The following is a 16,183-nucleotide window of genomic DNA, read 5'->3' as shown; positions in this document are numbered from 1 at the left end:
TCGGGGCGCCGATGGCGCAGCCCGGGCCTGCGTTTCAGGCCGCGGCGTCGACCAGTGGACGCAGTTCCGGGTCCAGCGCGACGCGCTCGTCGAACACGAAGCAGCGGCCTTCGTAGTGGGCGCCGCCAACGCGTTCGAAGTAACCCAGGATCCCGCCCTCGAGCTGCAGCACGTTGTCCATGCCGTCGTCGCGCAGCCACAGCGCGGCCTTCTCGCAGCGGATGCCGCCGGTGCAGAAGCTGACCACGGTAGCCTCGGCCAACGCCTCGCGGTGCGGCGCCAGGGCCTCGGGCAGGTCGACGAAGTTGTCGATCGGCAGGGTCAGGGCGCCGGCGAAGCTGCCGTAGCCGACCTCCTCGCGGTTGCGGGTGTCCAGCAGCACGACCTGGCGGCCGTCGTCGTCGTGGCCTTGGTCCAGCCATTGGGCGAGGCGCTCGGGCGTCACCGCCGGCGCGCGCCGGCTCAGCGGCGCGCTGTCCTCACGCCGGAAGGTCACGATCTCGCGCTTGCGCTTGACCTTGAGCCGCGCGAACGGCTGGGCGTGGCTGTGGCTGGCCTTGACCGCGAGCTCGGCGAAGCGCGGGTCGGCGCGCAGTTCGGCCAGGAACGCCCCGATCGCGTCCTCGCTACCGGCCAGGAACAGATTCAGCCCTTCCTCCGCCACCAGCACCGTCCCCCGCAGGTCCGCGGCCTCGGCGCTCGCGCGCAGGCGCACGGCCAGGGCATCGGCGTCGTCGATGGGGACGAAGTGGTAGGCGGCGATATTGAGCAACATGCGGGCATTTTACCCGGGCCGGCGACCGGACGCCGGCAGGGCCCCGACTGGGCTGGCGCATTAATGCGCTGGCGCTGCGCGGCCGTCGCCCGCGGTACCTGCCCCATCTTCACGAAGGCCCGCGCACTGCCGTTGTCGTTGTCGTTGTCGTTGTCGTTGTCGTTGTCGTTGTCGTTGTCGCTGCCGTGGCCGTGGCCGTGGCCGTGGCATTGAAGTCCAAAAGCCCCGCACTCACACGACCAACCGTAGACCCGAAGGGCGGCGCGCAGGACGCGCGCCGTTTTTCGAATGAACCCGCAGGGGAGGGTTGGTCACGCTAGCCCTTCTCTTTGGTTACTTTCTCTTGGGCTAGCAAGAGAAAGTGACCCGCATGCGCAGCAGGCGGAAGCTGTTGACTTCCGTGAAGAACCGACGAAAAGCCAAGCAAGAGCAAATCCTCCCCAACCCTCCTTTTACAAAGGAGGGAGCTAGCAGCAAGAGCCTGCTGGCGTCCAGCCGTGCACGAACCTGCGATTCGTAAGCTGCACGACTTCATCCTTGGATAAAGGGGGAGCCAGAGCCAAAGCAGTGAATATCAAATCGGCCGACAATCAAGCGCCGAGCCAGGCGCGCTAGCGCTTAGTCGTAATCGCCCGCCGCAAATTATTGCGCGCCGCCGCGTCGTAACGCTGGTGGTAAAACTCGCTCAGATAGATGCGCTCGCGCTTGAGCAGCCCCTTGAGGAAACGGCGCCGATTGAGCCGGAACAACGGCCCCGGCACGTGCCCGCGATACTCCGACGCGATACCGCGGTCGTAAGCGTCGAACGCCTCCGGCGGCGCCCCCAGGATGGCCATGTCGCCATCCAGGAACAGCGCCGCCTCCTCGTCGACCTGGCTCGGATCGATCTGCCCATGACGCGCGGTGAGATCGATCAACTCGACCACCCGCCGCACCTCGATGCCCGCCTCCGGCAGATAGCGCGCGATGTGCGCCGCCGCCAGTTCAGCCGAACGCGCCTCGTTGTCGCGCCGTCCGGCCTGGTAGATCGCGTCGTGGTACAGCACCGCCAGCGCCACCTCGACCGGCTGCTGCCAGCCTGGCCCGGCCGCGACCTCGCCGTAGTGGCGCAGCACTTCGCGCACGTGATCGAAGTTGTGGTACGCCCGCGGCGGCGTCGCGTAGGCGGCTTCCAGCTCGGCCCAGAGTTCGGGCGGCAAGGCGATGGGCAGATCGACGGGCAATGCAGGCGACATCGGCGGCACGGTTAGGGGAACCTGCGCGCATCTTGGCACCGAACGCGGCGGCGGCGCGCGTATCGGCAGGGTCGCGTCCAAGCCGGCACGGACCGGCCATGCCCTGCCCCACGGCGCCCCGCTCATCCTGGCCCAGGCAGGGATCGCTCAGCGGCCGCGATACGGCTCGCAGCCGATGCCGTCGTTGTCGCGGTCCAGATGCGGGCCGTAGCCGGGGTCGCCGCGACGCACCGGCGCGGCGCCCGCCGCGCGCGCTTCGGTGCAATTGCGGTAGGCCGAGCCGGATGCCGGCGCGTGGCGTTGCGCACGCGCGGGGACGTAGGCGTTGGCATCGGAAGCCGAGTACGAGAACCGCGCCTGCGCTCGCGTCGCGGGCGCCCCGCGGTGGCAGTGATAACCGCCATTGCGGCGGTCGTTGTGGCAGCCGTCGCGGTTGAGACCGCCGCCGTGCGCGTGCGCCGCCGGTGCGCCTAGCACCGCCAGCATCACCACCCAGCCCCACGACCGCCAGCGCATGCGCGCCTCCGTCAGCGCGCCCCCGGCCCGTTCGGGCCGGAGGCGCCGGAATAAAGTGCCGGCGCGACGTTCACGGTGACGTCGCGCCGGCGTTCCTGAGAACAGGCGGAAGCGGTGTCGCCGCCTCCGCCTGCTCGATCAGTACTTCTTCTCCAGGTTCAGCAGGACGCCATGGTCGCTGTCGTCATCGCTACCGAACAGACCGCGGTACTCGAAGCGCAGAGTGAAATCGCGCTCGGTGTGCAGGATCGCGCCCAGTCCGAACACGAACCGGTTGCGCTCCAGCCCTTCGATCTCGGCCCGATAGAACGGACCGGACAGCAGGTCGGCGTAGTTCATGGTGACCGCGCTGTCGTCCTGGAAGTCGTGCTGGTACTCGAAGCGCAGCTGCGGCGAGAAGGTGCCGTAGCTGACCGGGATCTTGTAGTCGAGCCGCAGGCCGAGGCTGGCCGTGGTGGTATCGACGTCCTGATCCTGGTAACGCAGCGCATACACCGCGTCGCCCTGCTCGGTGTACCCGTCCAGGCGCGCGCGTGCGATATCGATGCGGGCGTAGGGCGAGATGTGCAGGCGGTCGCGCTGGTAGTCGCCGCCGGCCGAGAACGAGGCGAACCACTGCTTGCCGTCGCGCTCGCCGCGCACGCGGCCGCCGTTGGCGGTCACGTAGCGGCGCGAGTCGAACGACATCCACTGGTAGCCGAGCAGACCGTCGAGGAAGAAGGTCTCGCCCGGGTGGTAGCTGCCGTACATCGCCAGCGTGTAGCTCTTGGCGTCGCTGCGGGTGCCGTTGCGGCCGATGTCGGTGTTGTCGCGGCCGTAGCCGATACCGCCGCCGATCGCGAACGCATCGTTGACGCGGGTGTCGATGCCGGCGCTGATGCCGGTGGTCTCGAAGTCGAACCCGGCGCTGCCCGAACGGCTGTCGCGGTCGCCGCTGTTGAGCGCGCCACCGGTCCAGATCGTGAACGAGCTCGCATCGCCGCCGCCCGACGCAGGCGCAGCGGTTTCCACCGGCGCGGCCTCGTCGCGGGTGGCGACCTGACGGCAGTCGCTGCCCGGCGTGCGGCGCACGTCGTCGGCGCAACGGCGATCCACGCCGAAGCTGATCCGGTTCTGGAAGCGGGCGCCGTCGCCGTTGCCGCCGTGCATGCCCTCCATGCGCTGCTGGAAGTTGCCGATCTGCGAGGTGGCGAAGCGGCGCGCGGCCGAGGTCTGCGCACCGAGCAGGCCCATGACCTCCGCATCCTGGGTCGGATCCGGACGGCCGGCGACGTCGAAGTCGATGGTCGCCGGGGCCGAGGTCGCGTAGGCGTTGCTCAGCGTGAACGTGGCCGTGGCCGTGCCCGAGAACGAGGCCGCCGGGGTGAAGGTCAGGCGGTAGCTCGCGCTGGCGCCGCTGCCGGAGGACGCGATGGTCGCGGTACCGGCGCTGGCCGGCGTCAGCGAGACCAGGTTGGCGGCGGTGAACGGCCCACCGGTCGCGCCGGTGGTGAGCTCGACCGTCACCGGCGTGCCGGCGATCGCGGCGACCCGACGCGACACCGCGACCGGCAACGGATTGACCGTGACCGTCGAGGTGATCGGCGCCGAGGGACCGAAGGCGTTGTTCAAGGTGTAGACGATCGAGACCGAGCCCGAGGCGCTGGCCGGCGGCGTGTAGGTGATGTTGGTGCCCGCCACGGTGGTGGTGCCGGTGGCCGGCGCGGTCACGATGGTGACGCCGGTATACGGACTACCGGTGGCGCCGACCGTGGTGTCGATGGTCACCGGCTGGCCGGCCAGCGTGGTCGCGGTGCGCGGCTGGCCGACCGGAACCGGCAGCGGCGTGACCGTGATCGAGACCGTGGCCGGAGCCGACGTGCCGCCCGGGCCGATCGCGGTGTAGGTCAGCGTATCCGGACCGAAGTACGCGGTGGTCGGGGTGTAGACGATGTTCAGTCCGCTGACCGTCGCGGTGCCGTGCGCCGGCGCCGAGGCGATCGCGATGGACGTGATCACGCCGGTGTCGTTGGCGGTGACGGCGATGGTCACCGGCTGCTGCGCCAGGGTCGTGGCGGTGTCGTTGTTGGCCACCGGCACGGCGTCGGCGATCACGATGGTGTAGTTCACCGTGGTGTTGTAGCCGGCGTCGTCGGTGGAGCGGATCGCGGCGGTGTAGCTGCCGGCGGTGGTCGGGGTGCCGCTGAGCACGCCGGCCGAGCTGAAGGCCAGACCGACCGGCAGGTTGCCCGAGACGATCGAGTAGGTGTACGGCGCGATGCCGCCACTGCTACTCAGGCTCTGGTTGTACGCCACCCCGACGGTGCCGCCCGGCAGGGTCGCCGGCGAGATCGTCACCGTCGCCGGGGCGATGGTGAAGGTGTACACGCGGCTGCCGGTCTGGCCGTTGCTGTCGGTGGACTGCACGGTGATGCTGAAGTTGCCGTCCGAACGCGGGATGCCGGAGAACGCGCCGGCCGAGGTGAAGCTCATGCCGATCGGCAGCGCACCGCTGAGCAGCGAGTAGCTGTACGGCGCGACACCGCCGGTGGAGCTGAGCTGGGCGCTGTAGGCGACGGCCGCGTTGCCGTTGGGCAGGCTCGGCGGATCGATCGCGATCGCCGGAGTCGCTACGACGATGGTGTAGTTCTGCTGCAGCGCGAACGGTGCGCTCACGCCGGTGCTGGCGTCGGTGACTCGGACGCTCACGTTGTAGTTGCCCGGCACGGTCGGCGTACCGCTGAGCACGCCGGCCGAGCTGAAGCTCACCCCGACCGGCAGCGAGCCGGAGGCCAGCGAGAAGCTGTACGGACCGGTGCCGCCGCTGGCGGCGAAGTTGATCGTCGTGGCGACGCCGTAGTTCATCGGCAGGTTGCCGGCGGCCGGCGTCATGCTCAGCGTCGGAGCGCCCACGGTCAGGGTGAAGGCCTGGCCGACGGTGAACGGACCGTTGCCGGTGCTGGAGTCGGTGGCGCTGGCGTTGAGCGCGAACGAACCCGCCGCGGTCGGCGTGCCCGATACGGTCACGCTGTTGGCGGTGGTGCCGGTGATGCTCAGGCCCGCCGGCAGGTTGGTCACGTTGTAGCCGGAGAACGGCTGAGTGCCGCCGTTCCAGGTGAAGGTCTGGCTGTAGGCACCGCCGACCTGCGCCGTCAGCGGACCGCCCGCGGTCACGGTGATGGTCGGGTTCGAAACGGTGATGGTCACCGTGGCCGGCGCCGAAGTGCCGGCGCTGTTGGTCGCGGTGTAGGTGAAGCTGTCCGGACCGGCGTAGCCGGCGGTCGGCGTGTAAGTGATCGTGGTGCCGCTGGCCGTCGCCGTGCCATGCGCCGCCGCTGCCGCCACCGCCACCGAGGACGGAACGCCGCCGGTGATGTTCAGCGTGATCGGGTTGGCGCTGCTGTCGTAGGCCACCGTCGCCGAGACCGGGTTGGCCACCGGCACGATGTCGTTGACCAGCAGGGTGTAGCTCTGCGGCGCCGACGTGTACGGGCCGCTGCCGGTGCTGCTGTCGGTCGCGGTCAGGTTGAAGTTGTAGGTGCCCGGCGCGGTCGGCGTGCCGGTGATGCCACCGGAACTGCCGAGCGACAGGCCCGGCGGCAGCGCGCCGCTGACCAGCGCGTAGGTGTACGGCGAGACGCCGCCGGTGGCGCCGGTCACGGCCACGCCGTAAGCGTTGGTCACGGTCGCGTTCGGCAGGGTCGTCGGCGGCAGGATCACCGTCGCGGCCGTGATCAACAGCGTGTAGGAGTTCGAGCCCGTGTACGGGCCGCTGCCGGTGCTGCTGTCGGTGGCGGTAACGGTGAAGTTGAAAGTACCGCCCGCCGTCGGCGTGCCGCTCAGCGTGCCGTTGCTGGCCAGGCTCAGGCCGGCCGGCAAGGCGCCGGCGGTGACCGCGAAGCTGTAGCCGGCGGTACCGCCCGAGGCGGTGATGGTCTGGCTGTAGGCCTGGGCCACGCCGCCGTTGGGCAGGGTCGCCGGGGCGACGGTGATGGTCGCCGCGCTCACGGTCAGGCTGTAGGCGCGCGAACCGCTCTGCGAGTGGTTGTCGGTGGCGGTGACGGTGAAGTTGAAGGTACCGCCCGCGGTCGGCGTGCCACTGAGGGTGCCGGTGGCGCTCAGGCTGATGCCGGCCGGCAAGGCGCCGGCGGTGACCGCGTAGGTGTACGGCGCGATGCCGCCCGCCGCGCTCACGGCCTGGCTGTAGGCGATGCCGATCTGCGCGCCCGGCACGGTGGCCGGCGTGATCGTGATCGTCGGCGCGGCCACCTGCAGCACATAGTTCTGCGTGCGCGCGAACGGTGCGCCGGCGCCGGTGGAGCTATCGGTCGCTCGCACCGAGAAGGTGAACAGACCGGTGACGGTCGGCGTACCCGAGAGCACGCCGGTGTTGGCGTCCAGACTCAGGCCGGCCGGCAAGGCGCCCGCCGACACCGTATAGGTGTAGGCCGGCGTGCCACCGCTGGCGACGAAGGTCTGGCTATACGCCGCAGCGTAAGTCGCGTTCAAGGTACCGGCCGCCGGCGTCATGCTCAGCGTGGGCGCGCTCACGGTCAGGGTGAAGGCCTGGCCGACGGTGAACGGACCGTTGCCGGTGCTGGAGTCGGTGGCGCTGGCGTTGAGCGCGAACGAGCCCGCCGCGGTCGGCGTGCCCGACACGGTCACGCTGTTGGCGGTGGTGCCGGTGATGAGCAGGCCCGGCGGCATGCCGGTGACGGCATAGCCGACGAACGGTTGGGTGCCGCCGTTCCAGCTGAAGGTCTGGCTGTAAGCGACGCCAATCTGCGCGGTCAGCGGGCCGCCCGCAGTCACGGTGATGGTCGGATTGCCGACGGTGATGGTCACCGTGGCCGGCGCCGAAGTGCCGGCGCTGTTGGTCGCGGTGTAGGTGAAGCTGTCCGGACCAGCGTAACCGGCGACCGGCGTGTAGCTGATCGTGGTGCCGCTGGCGATCGCGGTGCCATGCGCGGCCGCCGTGCCGATCGCCACCGAGGTCGGAACGCCGCCGGTGATGCTCAGCGTGATCGGGTTGGCGCTGCTGTTGTAGGCCACCGTCGCCGAGACCGGGTTGGCCACCGGCAGGATGTTGACGATCTGCAGCGTGTAGCCACGCGGCGCCGAGCTGTAAGGGCCGGTACCGGTGCTGCTGTCGGTCGCGGTCACGGCGAAGTTGAACGTGCCCGCGGCGGTCGGCGTGCCGGACAGCGCGCCGGTGCTGCTGCTCAGGGCGATACCCGGCGGCAAGGCGCCTGCGGTGACGGCGTAGGCATACGGCGCGGTGCCGCCGCTGGCCGGATTGAGCGTGGCGCTGTAAGCGACGTTCTGGGTGCCGTTGGCCAGCGTGGTCGCCGGCAGCAAGATGGTCGGTGCGGCGATCACCAGCGAGTAAGCGCGCGAACCGGTATGCGGCGCGCCGGTGCCGGTGCTGCTGCCGGTGGCGGTGACGGTGAAGTTGAAGGTGCCGCCCGCCGTGGGCGTGCCGCTCAGCGTGCCGGTACCGCTCAGCGTCAGGCCTGCGGGCAACGCGCCCGCGGTGATCGCATAGCTGTACGGCGCGATGCCGCCGCTGGCGGTGATGGCCTGGCTGTAGGCCGCCGCGACCGTGCCGTTGGGCAAGGTGGTCGGCGCGATCACGGTCGTCGGCGCTGCCACCACCAGGGTGTAGGCGCGGGTGCCCGAGAAGTTGTTGGCGTCGGTCGCTCGCACCGTGAAGTTGAAGGTGCCGGCCGCGGTCGGCGTGCCGGTCAGGGCGCCGGAGGTGGTGTTGAGGCTCAAGCCGGCCGGCAAGGCGCCGGCGGTGATCGCGAAGCCGTAAGGCGCGGTGCCGCCGCTGCCGGTGAAGGTCTGGCTGTACGCCGCGCCCACGGTCGCGCCCGGAATGGTGGCCGGGTTGACCACGATGGTCGGCGCGACCACCACGGTCAGGGTGACGGTCTCGACTTCGAAGTAGGAGCCCACGCCGGTGCTGCTATCGGTGACGCGGATGCCGAAGGTAAAGGTGCCCAGGGCGGTCGGCGTGCCGCTCAGGGTCGCGCCGCTCAGGCTCAGGCCTGGCGGCAGCGGGCCGGAAACGACCTCATGCGCATAGGTGTACGGGCTGACGCCGCCATTGGTGCTGAAGGTCACCGAATACGGGAAGCCCTGCGCCGCGTTCGGCGGCGTGGACGGCACGATCTGCAGGGTCGGGTTGGCGACGTTGGGGGTGTAGGTCTTGACGCCGCTGACGCTGGCGCTGTCGGTGGCGCGGATCGAGAAGCTGTGCGGACCGCGCTGGGTCGGCGTGCCGCTGATCACGGCGCCGCTCAGCGTGAGGCCGGCCGGCAGCACGCCGCTGTCGAGCGTGTACGTGTAGGACCCGGTGCCGCCGGTCGCGGTCAGGGTGGTGCTGAACGGCACACCCGCGGTCAGGCTGATGGTGGCCGGGCCGATCACGATGGTCGAGGCCGGGCCGATGGCCACGGTGACGACGATGTCGCCGCCGAAATCGTCCTGCAGGGTGAAGGTGTCGGTGGTCGCGCTATCGCCGTTGTGCGAATAGGTCAGCGGGATGTTGCCAGGCGATTGCGCGCCGACGATGCGGGTGCCGTGCGGCGTGGTCGCGGTGCCGGCGGTGATGCCGAAGCCGCCATGGCAGTTGTTGATGTTGATGGTCTGCGAGCCGCTGTGCGCGACCGACATGCTCAAGGTCGGGCAGAACGTGGATGGCGCCGCCATCGCCCGCTGCGGCCATGCGCTGGCCAGGCACAGCAGCGCTATCGCGAGCCATGAAAACCAGGAAAAGAAGACGTGCGAAGGCGCACGCGGCGTCTCCACGCTATGCGCTGAAAACTGATGCATGTTCTGCCCCTGTTGACACCACACGAGCTCGATCGGCCGCTGGCTGTCGAACCGTCCGGCGAGACTCGAATCCCTGTCCGCGGACACCGGGCCTACGCCCGAGCCGCACCCCTTGCGAACTGCTCTCCCCCATTCAATCAGGAATCGGCCCGCAAATAAAGTGCCACCCACTTCACAGATTTATATGCTGCACTGCCACAAAAAATTAGCTTGTACGGCGTACGGGCTGTGAGCGAGAGTAGCCACCGCGCCGGACATGACGTCCGGTGCCACCATCCTTTGGGGGGAAAGGTATGACCGAAGTCTTCCTCGGGCAGATTATGCTCACGGGGTTCCAGTTCGCGCCCAAGGGCTTTGCCCTTTGCAATGGGCAGCTGCTGCCGATCGCCCAGAACCAAGCGCTGTTCTCCTTGCTCGGCACCACCTACGGCGGCAACGGCACCACTAACTTCCAGCTGCCCAACATGCAGTCGCGCACCCCGGTGGGCTTCGGCAATTCGGTCGATGGCGGCTGGAATCCGGCGCCCTATCAACAGGGCGAAACCGGCGGTGTCGAGAACGTCACCCTGCTCACCACGCAGATGCCGACGCACAACCACATGGTGGCCGGCAACACGACCGCGAGCGCGGTCCGCAACCCGACCAACGCCCTGTACGGCACCAACAGCGCCTTCACCTTCGCCCCCTCCACGGGTGCCCAGGTCGCGCTGCAAGGCATCGGCATGACGGGCAACAACCAGCCGCACAGCAACATGCAGCCCTACACCACGATCAATTTCGTGATCGCGCTGGCCGGCATCTTCCCGTCGCGCAACTGACGCCTTAGCCATCTACAGGAGTTCCCTATGAGCACCCCTTACGTCGGAGAAATCCGTATGTTCGGCTTCGGCCGCGTGCCCAACGGCTGGTTCAGCTGCGACGGTTCGTTGAAGCCCATCAGCGAGTACGAAGTGCTGTACACCCTGCTCGGCACGATCTACGGCGGCGACGGCCAGAGCACCTTCGCCGTGCCCGACCTGCGCGGTCGCGCGCCGATCCACCAGGGCACCGGCCCGGGCCTGAGCACCTATGTGATCGGCCAGATGTCCGGCAGCGAGAGCGTGACCCTGATCAGCCAGCAACTGCCCAGCCATAACCACGCGCTGATGGCCACTACGGCCGCGGCCACCACCGGCGCGGTCGGCGTGACGGTGCAGCCGGGCGCGGTGGCGGGCGACACCATGTACGTCACCGATATCACCGGCGCCACCGGCGCCGCGCTTGCGCCGGCCGCGGTCTCGATCAGCGGCAACACCCAGCCGCACGCCAACCTGATGCCCACCCTGACGGTGGGGTACTGCATCGCCTGGGCCGGCGTCTACCCGTCGCAGAGCTGAGCGGCCGCCGCGGACCATCATTCGAGGACATCACCATGACCGAACCTTTCATCGGCGAAATCCAGCTGTTCGGATTCAATTTCGCACCGCGCGGCTGGGCCTCTTGCAACGGCGCCACCCTGGCCATTCAGCAGAACACCGCGCTGTTCTCGCTGCTGGGCACCAACTACGGCGGCAACGGCACCACCACGTTCCAGCTGCCCAACTTCGTCAACCGCACCGCCTGCAACCAAGGCCAAGGCCAAGGCCTGACCCCGCGCAGCATGGGCGAGACCTTCGGTTCCAACAGCGTGACCCTGCAGCAGGGCGAAATGCCGGGACACAGCCATACGCTGACCGCCTACAACCAACCTACCGGCACCTTGCGCACCAGTGCGCCGGCCCCCGGCAACTACCTGGGTATCCCGACCTCGAGCAACCCGTTCATCGGCGGGCTGCAGCCGAACGTGCAGTTCGCCCCGACCATGTGCGGTCCGGCCGGCGGCGGCCAGCCGCACGAGAACCGTCAGCCCTACCTCGCGTCGAACTTCTGCATCGCGTTGCAGGGCATTTTCCCCAGCTTCCCCTGAGGCCATGCAGGCGCCATCGCGGCTGCTGCCGTTTCCGCGCAGCGACGATCCGCAAGGCCGCGACGACCGTCTGGCGACACCCGCGCTCCTGAGCGAGCGCGGGTTCGCATTGCGCCCCGCACGCGACGACGATCTGCCCTGGCTGCGCACGCTCTACGCCAGCACCCGCGCCGAGGAACTCGCTCCCATCCCCTGGCCCGACGAGGCCAAGCGCGCCTTCCTCGACAGCCAGTTCGCACTCCAGCATCAGCACTATCTGCTGCACTACGCCGACGCCGACTTCCTCGCGATCGAACGCGACGGCGCCCCCGTCGGCCGCTACTACCTGCAACGACGCGCACCGGATCATCTGATCGTCGATATCAGCCTGCTGACCGCCGCGCGCGGCCAAGGCATCGCCAGCGCGCTGATCGAGCACAGCCAGCGCGACGCCGCCGCGCTGGGCCGCGGCCTGCATCTGCACGTGGCCTCCGACAACGCGGGCGCGCAGCGCCTATACCGGCGCCTGGGCTTCGTCCAGACCGAAGACAGCGGCGCCCACCGCCGCATGCGTTGGCCGGCGCCCTGACGCCGGCGATCCGTTTAAGGGGAAGGAGCGGCGTAAACCGCGACCAGGCTGGCACGATCCGCGCCGCACGCAGGAGCGCTTGGATCAGGTTGGGATCACCCAGCCGCCAAACGGACCGCGGGCCGGTGCGCGCTCAGTTGAATATCGCCTGATACAGAAAGCCCTCGCGCTCGCGCGCGACCGGCACCAGCATGATCCCGATCTCGCCCACGCTGTCGTGACGCATCAGATAGGTCTGCTGCGGGAACAGGAACGAGGAGGTATTGCGGAACAGCAGCGAGAACGGCGCGCGCGCCGCCCCCGGCATGACCTGCTGGGGGTTCAGCGCCCGCGCCTCGACCAGGACGAACGGCACCTCGCCGTCGTTCAAGGCCGCCGAGAAGGTCTCGTTCACGTGGCGGGCGAAATGATCCAGCGTCAGCAGTTCCATGCGGGTTCCCCTAAAACCTGGGAACCATGGTCGCCGCGCCGCGCGCGCGATGCAAGCGCGCGCGGCGCGCGCAAGGCTCAGTACTGACCCATGTAATCGCGCTTGCCGACCTCGACGCCGTTGTGGCGCAGGATCGCGTAGGCGGTGACGACGTGGAACTGGAACTGCGGCAGGCCGTAGTGCAGCAGGTAGTCGTGGCCGATAAGACGGCGCTCCTTGGGCGTACCCGGGCGCAGCACCACTTCGCGCTCATGGGCGCCGTCGAACAGCACCGGCTCCAGGCTGTCGATGAAGGCCGTGGTCTTGGCGACCAGCGCCTGCAGCTGTTCGAACGTGCGCTCGGAGTCGTCGTACACCGGCACCTCCGCGTCGGCCAGGCGCGCGCTCACGCCCTTGGCGAAGTCGCAGGCGATCTGGACCTGACGCAGCAGCGGGAACATGTCCGGGTACAGACGCGACTGCAGCAGCACCTCCGGGTCGACCTTCTTCTCGGCCGCATAGGCCTGGGCCTTGTCCAGCAGCGCGCTGAGGCTGCCGAGAAACTGCTTGAACACGGGAACGGAGGCGGCGTGCATGGAAACGGTCATGGCGGGACTCGTGGGGTGAATCGCACATGGTACGCCGCCTCCGGCGTCCGACCACGCGCGCAACCGTGGATCGATGCGTCCTGCGGGCGGTGGCGTATGGGATGCGCGCTGGGGCGAGTGCGTCTAAGCGTGGGCGGATCGCTTACGCGGCGGTGGTAAAGCAAATCCCCCTCGACCCCCACTTTACAAAGGGGGAAGTTGGCCGTTACTCCCCCGCATGCTCCCAACGCTGCGCACCCTGCCCGTCCTCGGCCAGCACGTCGCCTGGGTTGGCCAGGCGGCAGCGATCGATCGACAGGCAGCCGCAGCCGATGCAGTCGTCCAGGGTGTCGCGCATCTGGCTCAGTTTCTGGATGCGCTCGTCCAGTTCCTCGCGCCAGATCGTCGACAGGCGCTCCCAGTCCTTGCGCGTGGGCGTGCGTCCGTCGGGCAGCGTCGAGAACGCCTCCAGGATCGTCGCCAGCGGCATGCCCACGCGCTGGGCGACCCGAATGATCGCGATCCGGCGCAGCATGTCGCGCCCGTAACGGCGCTGGTTGCCGGCCGTGCGTTGGCTGTGGATCAAGCCTTTGGCCTCGTAGAAGTGCAGCGTCGACACCGCCACCCCGCTACGCTGCGCCATCTGCCCCACGCTCAGTTCGGTAGCCGCAGCCATGGGCTTGACCTCAACTTAAGTTCAGGTCCTATCCTGGATCTCCCCCCTCTTTACGGTCAAGCCATGGACAATCGCAACGCGCGCGAGGACGACCTCGACCGCTCCGGCGCCCGCCTCGATCGCGACGCCGACGCCCTCGACGACGGCGACGACAACCTGATGCAAGCCGTGCATTTCGATCGCTACGGTTCGCCCGACGTGCTCTATCCCACCGTGCTGGCGGTGCCCGATGCGGCGCACGGCGAGCTGCGCGTGCGCGTACGCGCGGCCGGCGTGCAGCCGGCCGACATCGCGCGCCGCAACGGCGAGTTCGCGCGCCGCGGCATCGACGCCGACGCCGCCTTCCCGCAACGACTGGGCTACGAATTCGCCGGCGTCGTCGACCAGATCGGCGACGGCGTGCGCGGCTACTACCACGGCCAGGAAGTGCTGGGCTGGTGCGACGGCGGCGCCTACGCCGAGGTCCTGGCCGTGCCCGCCGCGCAAGTCGTGGCCAAGCCGCCGATGATGTCCTGGGCGGTCGCCGGCGCGCTCTCGGCCTCCGGCCAGACCGCCCAGGTCGCTTTGCGCGCGCTCAACGTCGGCCGCAGCGACACCTTGCTGGTGCACGGCGCGGCCGGCGGCGTGGGTTCGATCGCGGTCCAGCTTGCGCGCCTGGCCGGCGCGCGCGTGATCGGCAGCGCCAGCCGCGAGAACCATGCCTACCTGCGCACCCTGGGTGTCGAACCGGTGCTGTACGGCGAAGGCCTGGTCGCGCGCGTGCGCGAGCTGGCGCCGCAAGGCGTGAGCGCGGCATTGGACGCGGCCGGGCGCGGCGCGATCGCCGCCTCGCTGGCGCTGGGCGCCGCGCGCGAACGCATCGGCACCCTGGTCGACGCCGACGGCGCGCGCGAACACGGCGTGCTGCGCCTGCGCGGCGAATGCGACCGCGACCGCCTGCGTCAGTTGGTCGAGCTGTACGAACACGGCCGCCTGCACGTGCACGTGCGCGAGATCTACCCGCTCGCGCACGCCGCGGTCGCGCACCGCGACGTCGAGACCGGCCACGGTCGCGGCAAGGTGGTGCTGATGGTCTACCAGACCGGCGACAGCGGCTTCGGGCCATGAGCGAGGCCGACAGCGCGGCCGACGCTCTCGCGCCCTTGCGCGCGCACGACGCCGACGGCGCCGCGGCCGGCCTGTTCGATCGCCGCTACCGCGCGCTCACCGTCGGCGCCATCGCCCTGGTCGCGCTTGCCGCCTTCGAGGCGCTGGCGGTCGCGACCGCGATGCCGACCGTGGCCGAAGCGCTGCACGGCCTGCCGCTGTACGCGCTCGCCTTCGGCGGCGCGCTGGCGGCCAGCGTGGTCGGCATGGTCGCGGCAGGACGCTGGGCGGATACGCGCGGCCCGGCCGCGCCGCTGCGCCAGGGCATCGTCTGGTTCGCGATCGGCCTGTTGTTGGCGGGCCTGGCGCCGTCGATGGCGTGGCTGCTGCTGGGCCGCGTCGTGCAAGGTTTCGGCGGCGGACTGATGTCGGTCGCGCTCTACGTGGTGGTCGGCCGCAAGTATCCGCAAGCGCTGCGCCCGCGCATCTTCGCCGCGTTCGCCGCGGCCTGGGTGGTGCCGGCGGTGATCGGACCGGCGATCAGCGGCGCCATCGTCGAACACTGGGGTTGGCGCTGGGTGTTTCTGTCGGTGCCGTTGATCGCGCTGGCCGCGGCGGCGCTGGTCTTGCCCGCGGTGCGCGATCTGGGTGCACCCGAACACGCCGACGCCTCCGACGCCGCCACACCCGCGCGCATGCCCTGGGCGATCGGCGCCGCCGCCAGTGCGCTGCTGCTGCATATCGCCGGTCAGCAACGCGGCGCGCTCGCGGCCGTCCTGCTCGCATTGGCCGCGCTCGGCCTGGTGGTGTGCGCGCTGCGCCTGCTGCCGACCGGCACCTTGCGCGCCGCGCGCGGCCTGCCGACCGTGATCGCGCTGCGCGGCATCGCCTCGTCGGCGTTCTTCGGCACCGAGGTGTTCCTGCCGCTGCTGCTCTCGCACGAGCGTGGCTGGTCGCCGACCGCGGCGGGGCTCGCACTTACCGTCGGTGCGGTCGGTTGGTCGACGGGCTCCTGGTATCGCGGACGTCCGGTGCAGCGCTACGCCCCGGCGCGTCTACTGCAGATCGGCATGAGCCTCATCGCGATCGGCATCGCGGCCATCGTCGCGATACTCGTGCCGACGGTGCCCACCGCCGTCGGCGTGTCGGGCTGGGTGCTGGCCGGCCTGGGCATGGGCGTGACCTTCCCCAGCCTGTCGGTGCTGACGCTGGAGCTGTCGCCACCGGCGCAGCAAGGGCTCAACTCCTCGGCGCTGCAGCTGTGCGACGCGCTGTTCACAGCCAGCGTCCTGGCGATCGGCGGCTCGCTGTTCGCGGCCTTGTTGCCGCACGGCCACGCCGGCGCCTATCTGGCCGGGTTCGCGATTTCGCTGGCGCTGGCCGTGCTCGGCGCGCTGCTGGCGCGGCGGGTGCAGCCGTAGGCGGCTGCGACCACGGCTTCGGCTCCATCGCGTTCGTGCACGGAGATTCGATGCGGTGCGCCTACGGCTTACCGCATCCTACGAGAGCGCTGCGCATTAGCCGTAGGATGCGGTGATAACCGCATCGGCTTCATCACGTTCGCTTGTGG

Annotated in this window: 14 protein-coding genes; 7 read left to right on the top strand and 7 right to left on the bottom strand. The window is 69.7% G+C overall.

Annotated elements, in window-relative coordinates; genetic code table 11:
• Positions 1-34: 34 nt before the first annotated feature.
• The 4 genes from ASD69_RS03675 to ASD69_RS03660 form a co-directional block, all read right to left on the bottom strand.
• Positions 35-775: a sulfurtransferase gene (locus ASD69_RS03675; RefSeq protein WP_056174146.1), complete on the bottom strand. Its 741-nt coding sequence runs from the start codon at positions 773-775 to the stop codon at positions 35-37.
• 611 nt (positions 776-1,386) lie between these two features.
• The gene (locus ASD69_RS03670; RefSeq protein WP_157489251.1) at positions 1,387-2,010 is read right to left on the bottom strand and encodes a hypothetical protein; all 624 of its coding nucleotides are present in this window, start codon (positions 2,008-2,010) and stop codon (positions 1,387-1,389) included.
• Positions 2,011-2,157: 147 nt separating this feature from the next.
• Entirely contained in the window at positions 2,158-2,526 is a 369-nt protein-coding gene (locus ASD69_RS03665) for an excalibur calcium-binding domain-containing protein (RefSeq protein ID WP_157498961.1), read from the bottom strand.
• Positions 2,527-2,664: 138 nt separating this feature from the next.
• Complete coding sequence (locus ASD69_RS03660) at positions 2,665-9,183, bottom strand: putative Ig domain-containing protein (protein ID WP_056174142.1); 6,519 nt, start codon at positions 9,181-9,183, stop codon at positions 2,665-2,667.
• Between ASD69_RS03660 and ASD69_RS22180 the strand changes: the two genes are divergently transcribed.
• The 5 genes from ASD69_RS22180 to ASD69_RS03640 all read left to right on the top strand — a co-directional run bounded on the left by ASD69_RS22180 (position 9,182) and on the right by ASD69_RS03640 (position 11,855).
• The gene (locus ASD69_RS22180) at positions 9,182-9,337 is read left to right on the top strand and encodes a hypothetical protein (RefSeq protein WP_162250609.1); all 156 of its coding nucleotides are present in this window, start codon (positions 9,182-9,184) and stop codon (positions 9,335-9,337) included. The two genes, ASD69_RS03660 and ASD69_RS22180, sit on opposite strands and share 2 nt — an antisense overlap.
• A 298-nt stretch (positions 9,338-9,635) precedes the next feature.
• Entirely contained in the window at positions 9,636-10,160 is a 525-nt protein-coding gene (locus ASD69_RS03655) for a tail fiber protein (protein WP_056174140.1), read from the top strand.
• A 27-nt stretch (positions 10,161-10,187) separates the two neighbouring features.
• The gene (locus ASD69_RS03650; RefSeq protein WP_056174138.1) at positions 10,188-10,718 is read left to right on the top strand and encodes a tail fiber protein; all 531 of its coding nucleotides are present in this window, start codon (positions 10,188-10,190) and stop codon (positions 10,716-10,718) included.
• A gap of 35 nt (positions 10,719-10,753) precedes the next feature.
• The gene (locus ASD69_RS03645; RefSeq protein WP_056174136.1) at positions 10,754-11,287 is read left to right on the top strand and encodes a tail fiber protein; all 534 of its coding nucleotides are present in this window, start codon (positions 10,754-10,756) and stop codon (positions 11,285-11,287) included.
• A 4-nt stretch (positions 11,288-11,291) separates the two neighbouring features.
• Entirely contained in the window at positions 11,292-11,855 is a 564-nt protein-coding gene (locus ASD69_RS03640) for a GNAT family N-acetyltransferase (protein ID WP_056174135.1), read from the top strand.
• Positions 11,856-11,988: 133 nt separating this feature from the next.
• On the opposite strand, the gene ASD69_RS03635 is transcribed toward ASD69_RS03640, so the two are convergent.
• From ASD69_RS03635 to soxR, 3 genes are all read right to left on the bottom strand, one after another.
• Entirely contained in the window at positions 11,989-12,285 is a 297-nt protein-coding gene (locus ASD69_RS03635) for a hypothetical protein (RefSeq protein ID WP_056174133.1), read from the bottom strand.
• A gap of 77 nt (positions 12,286-12,362) precedes the next feature.
• Entirely contained in the window at positions 12,363-12,872 is a 510-nt protein-coding gene (locus ASD69_RS03630) for a DUF1993 domain-containing protein (protein ID WP_056174131.1), read from the bottom strand.
• Between the two features lie 205 nt (positions 12,873-13,077).
• The gene (gene soxR / locus ASD69_RS03625; RefSeq protein WP_056174128.1) at positions 13,078-13,527 is read right to left on the bottom strand and encodes a redox-sensitive transcriptional activator SoxR; all 450 of its coding nucleotides are present in this window, start codon (positions 13,525-13,527) and stop codon (positions 13,078-13,080) included.
• A gap of 63 nt (positions 13,528-13,590) precedes the next feature.
• On the opposite strand from soxR, the gene ASD69_RS03620 reads away from it, so the two are divergent.
• Positions 13,591-14,634, top strand: coding sequence for an NADP-dependent oxidoreductase (locus ASD69_RS03620; protein WP_200943930.1), 1,044 nt, complete (start codon positions 13,591-13,593; stop codon positions 14,632-14,634).
• Entirely contained in the window at positions 14,631-16,034 is a 1,404-nt protein-coding gene (locus ASD69_RS03615) for an MFS transporter (RefSeq protein ID WP_082576243.1), read from the top strand. The genes ASD69_RS03620 and ASD69_RS03615 overlap by 4 nt, the downstream gene beginning before the upstream one ends.
• Positions 16,035-16,183 lie beyond the last annotated feature (149 nt).

This window comes from Lysobacter sp. Root604 (assembly GCF_001427505.1).
Lineage (GTDB): Bacteria > Pseudomonadota > Gammaproteobacteria > Xanthomonadales > Xanthomonadaceae > Lysobacter.
The sequence above is the reverse complement of the archived record's forward strand: the minus strand, read 5'-3'. Positions and strand labels throughout refer to the sequence as shown.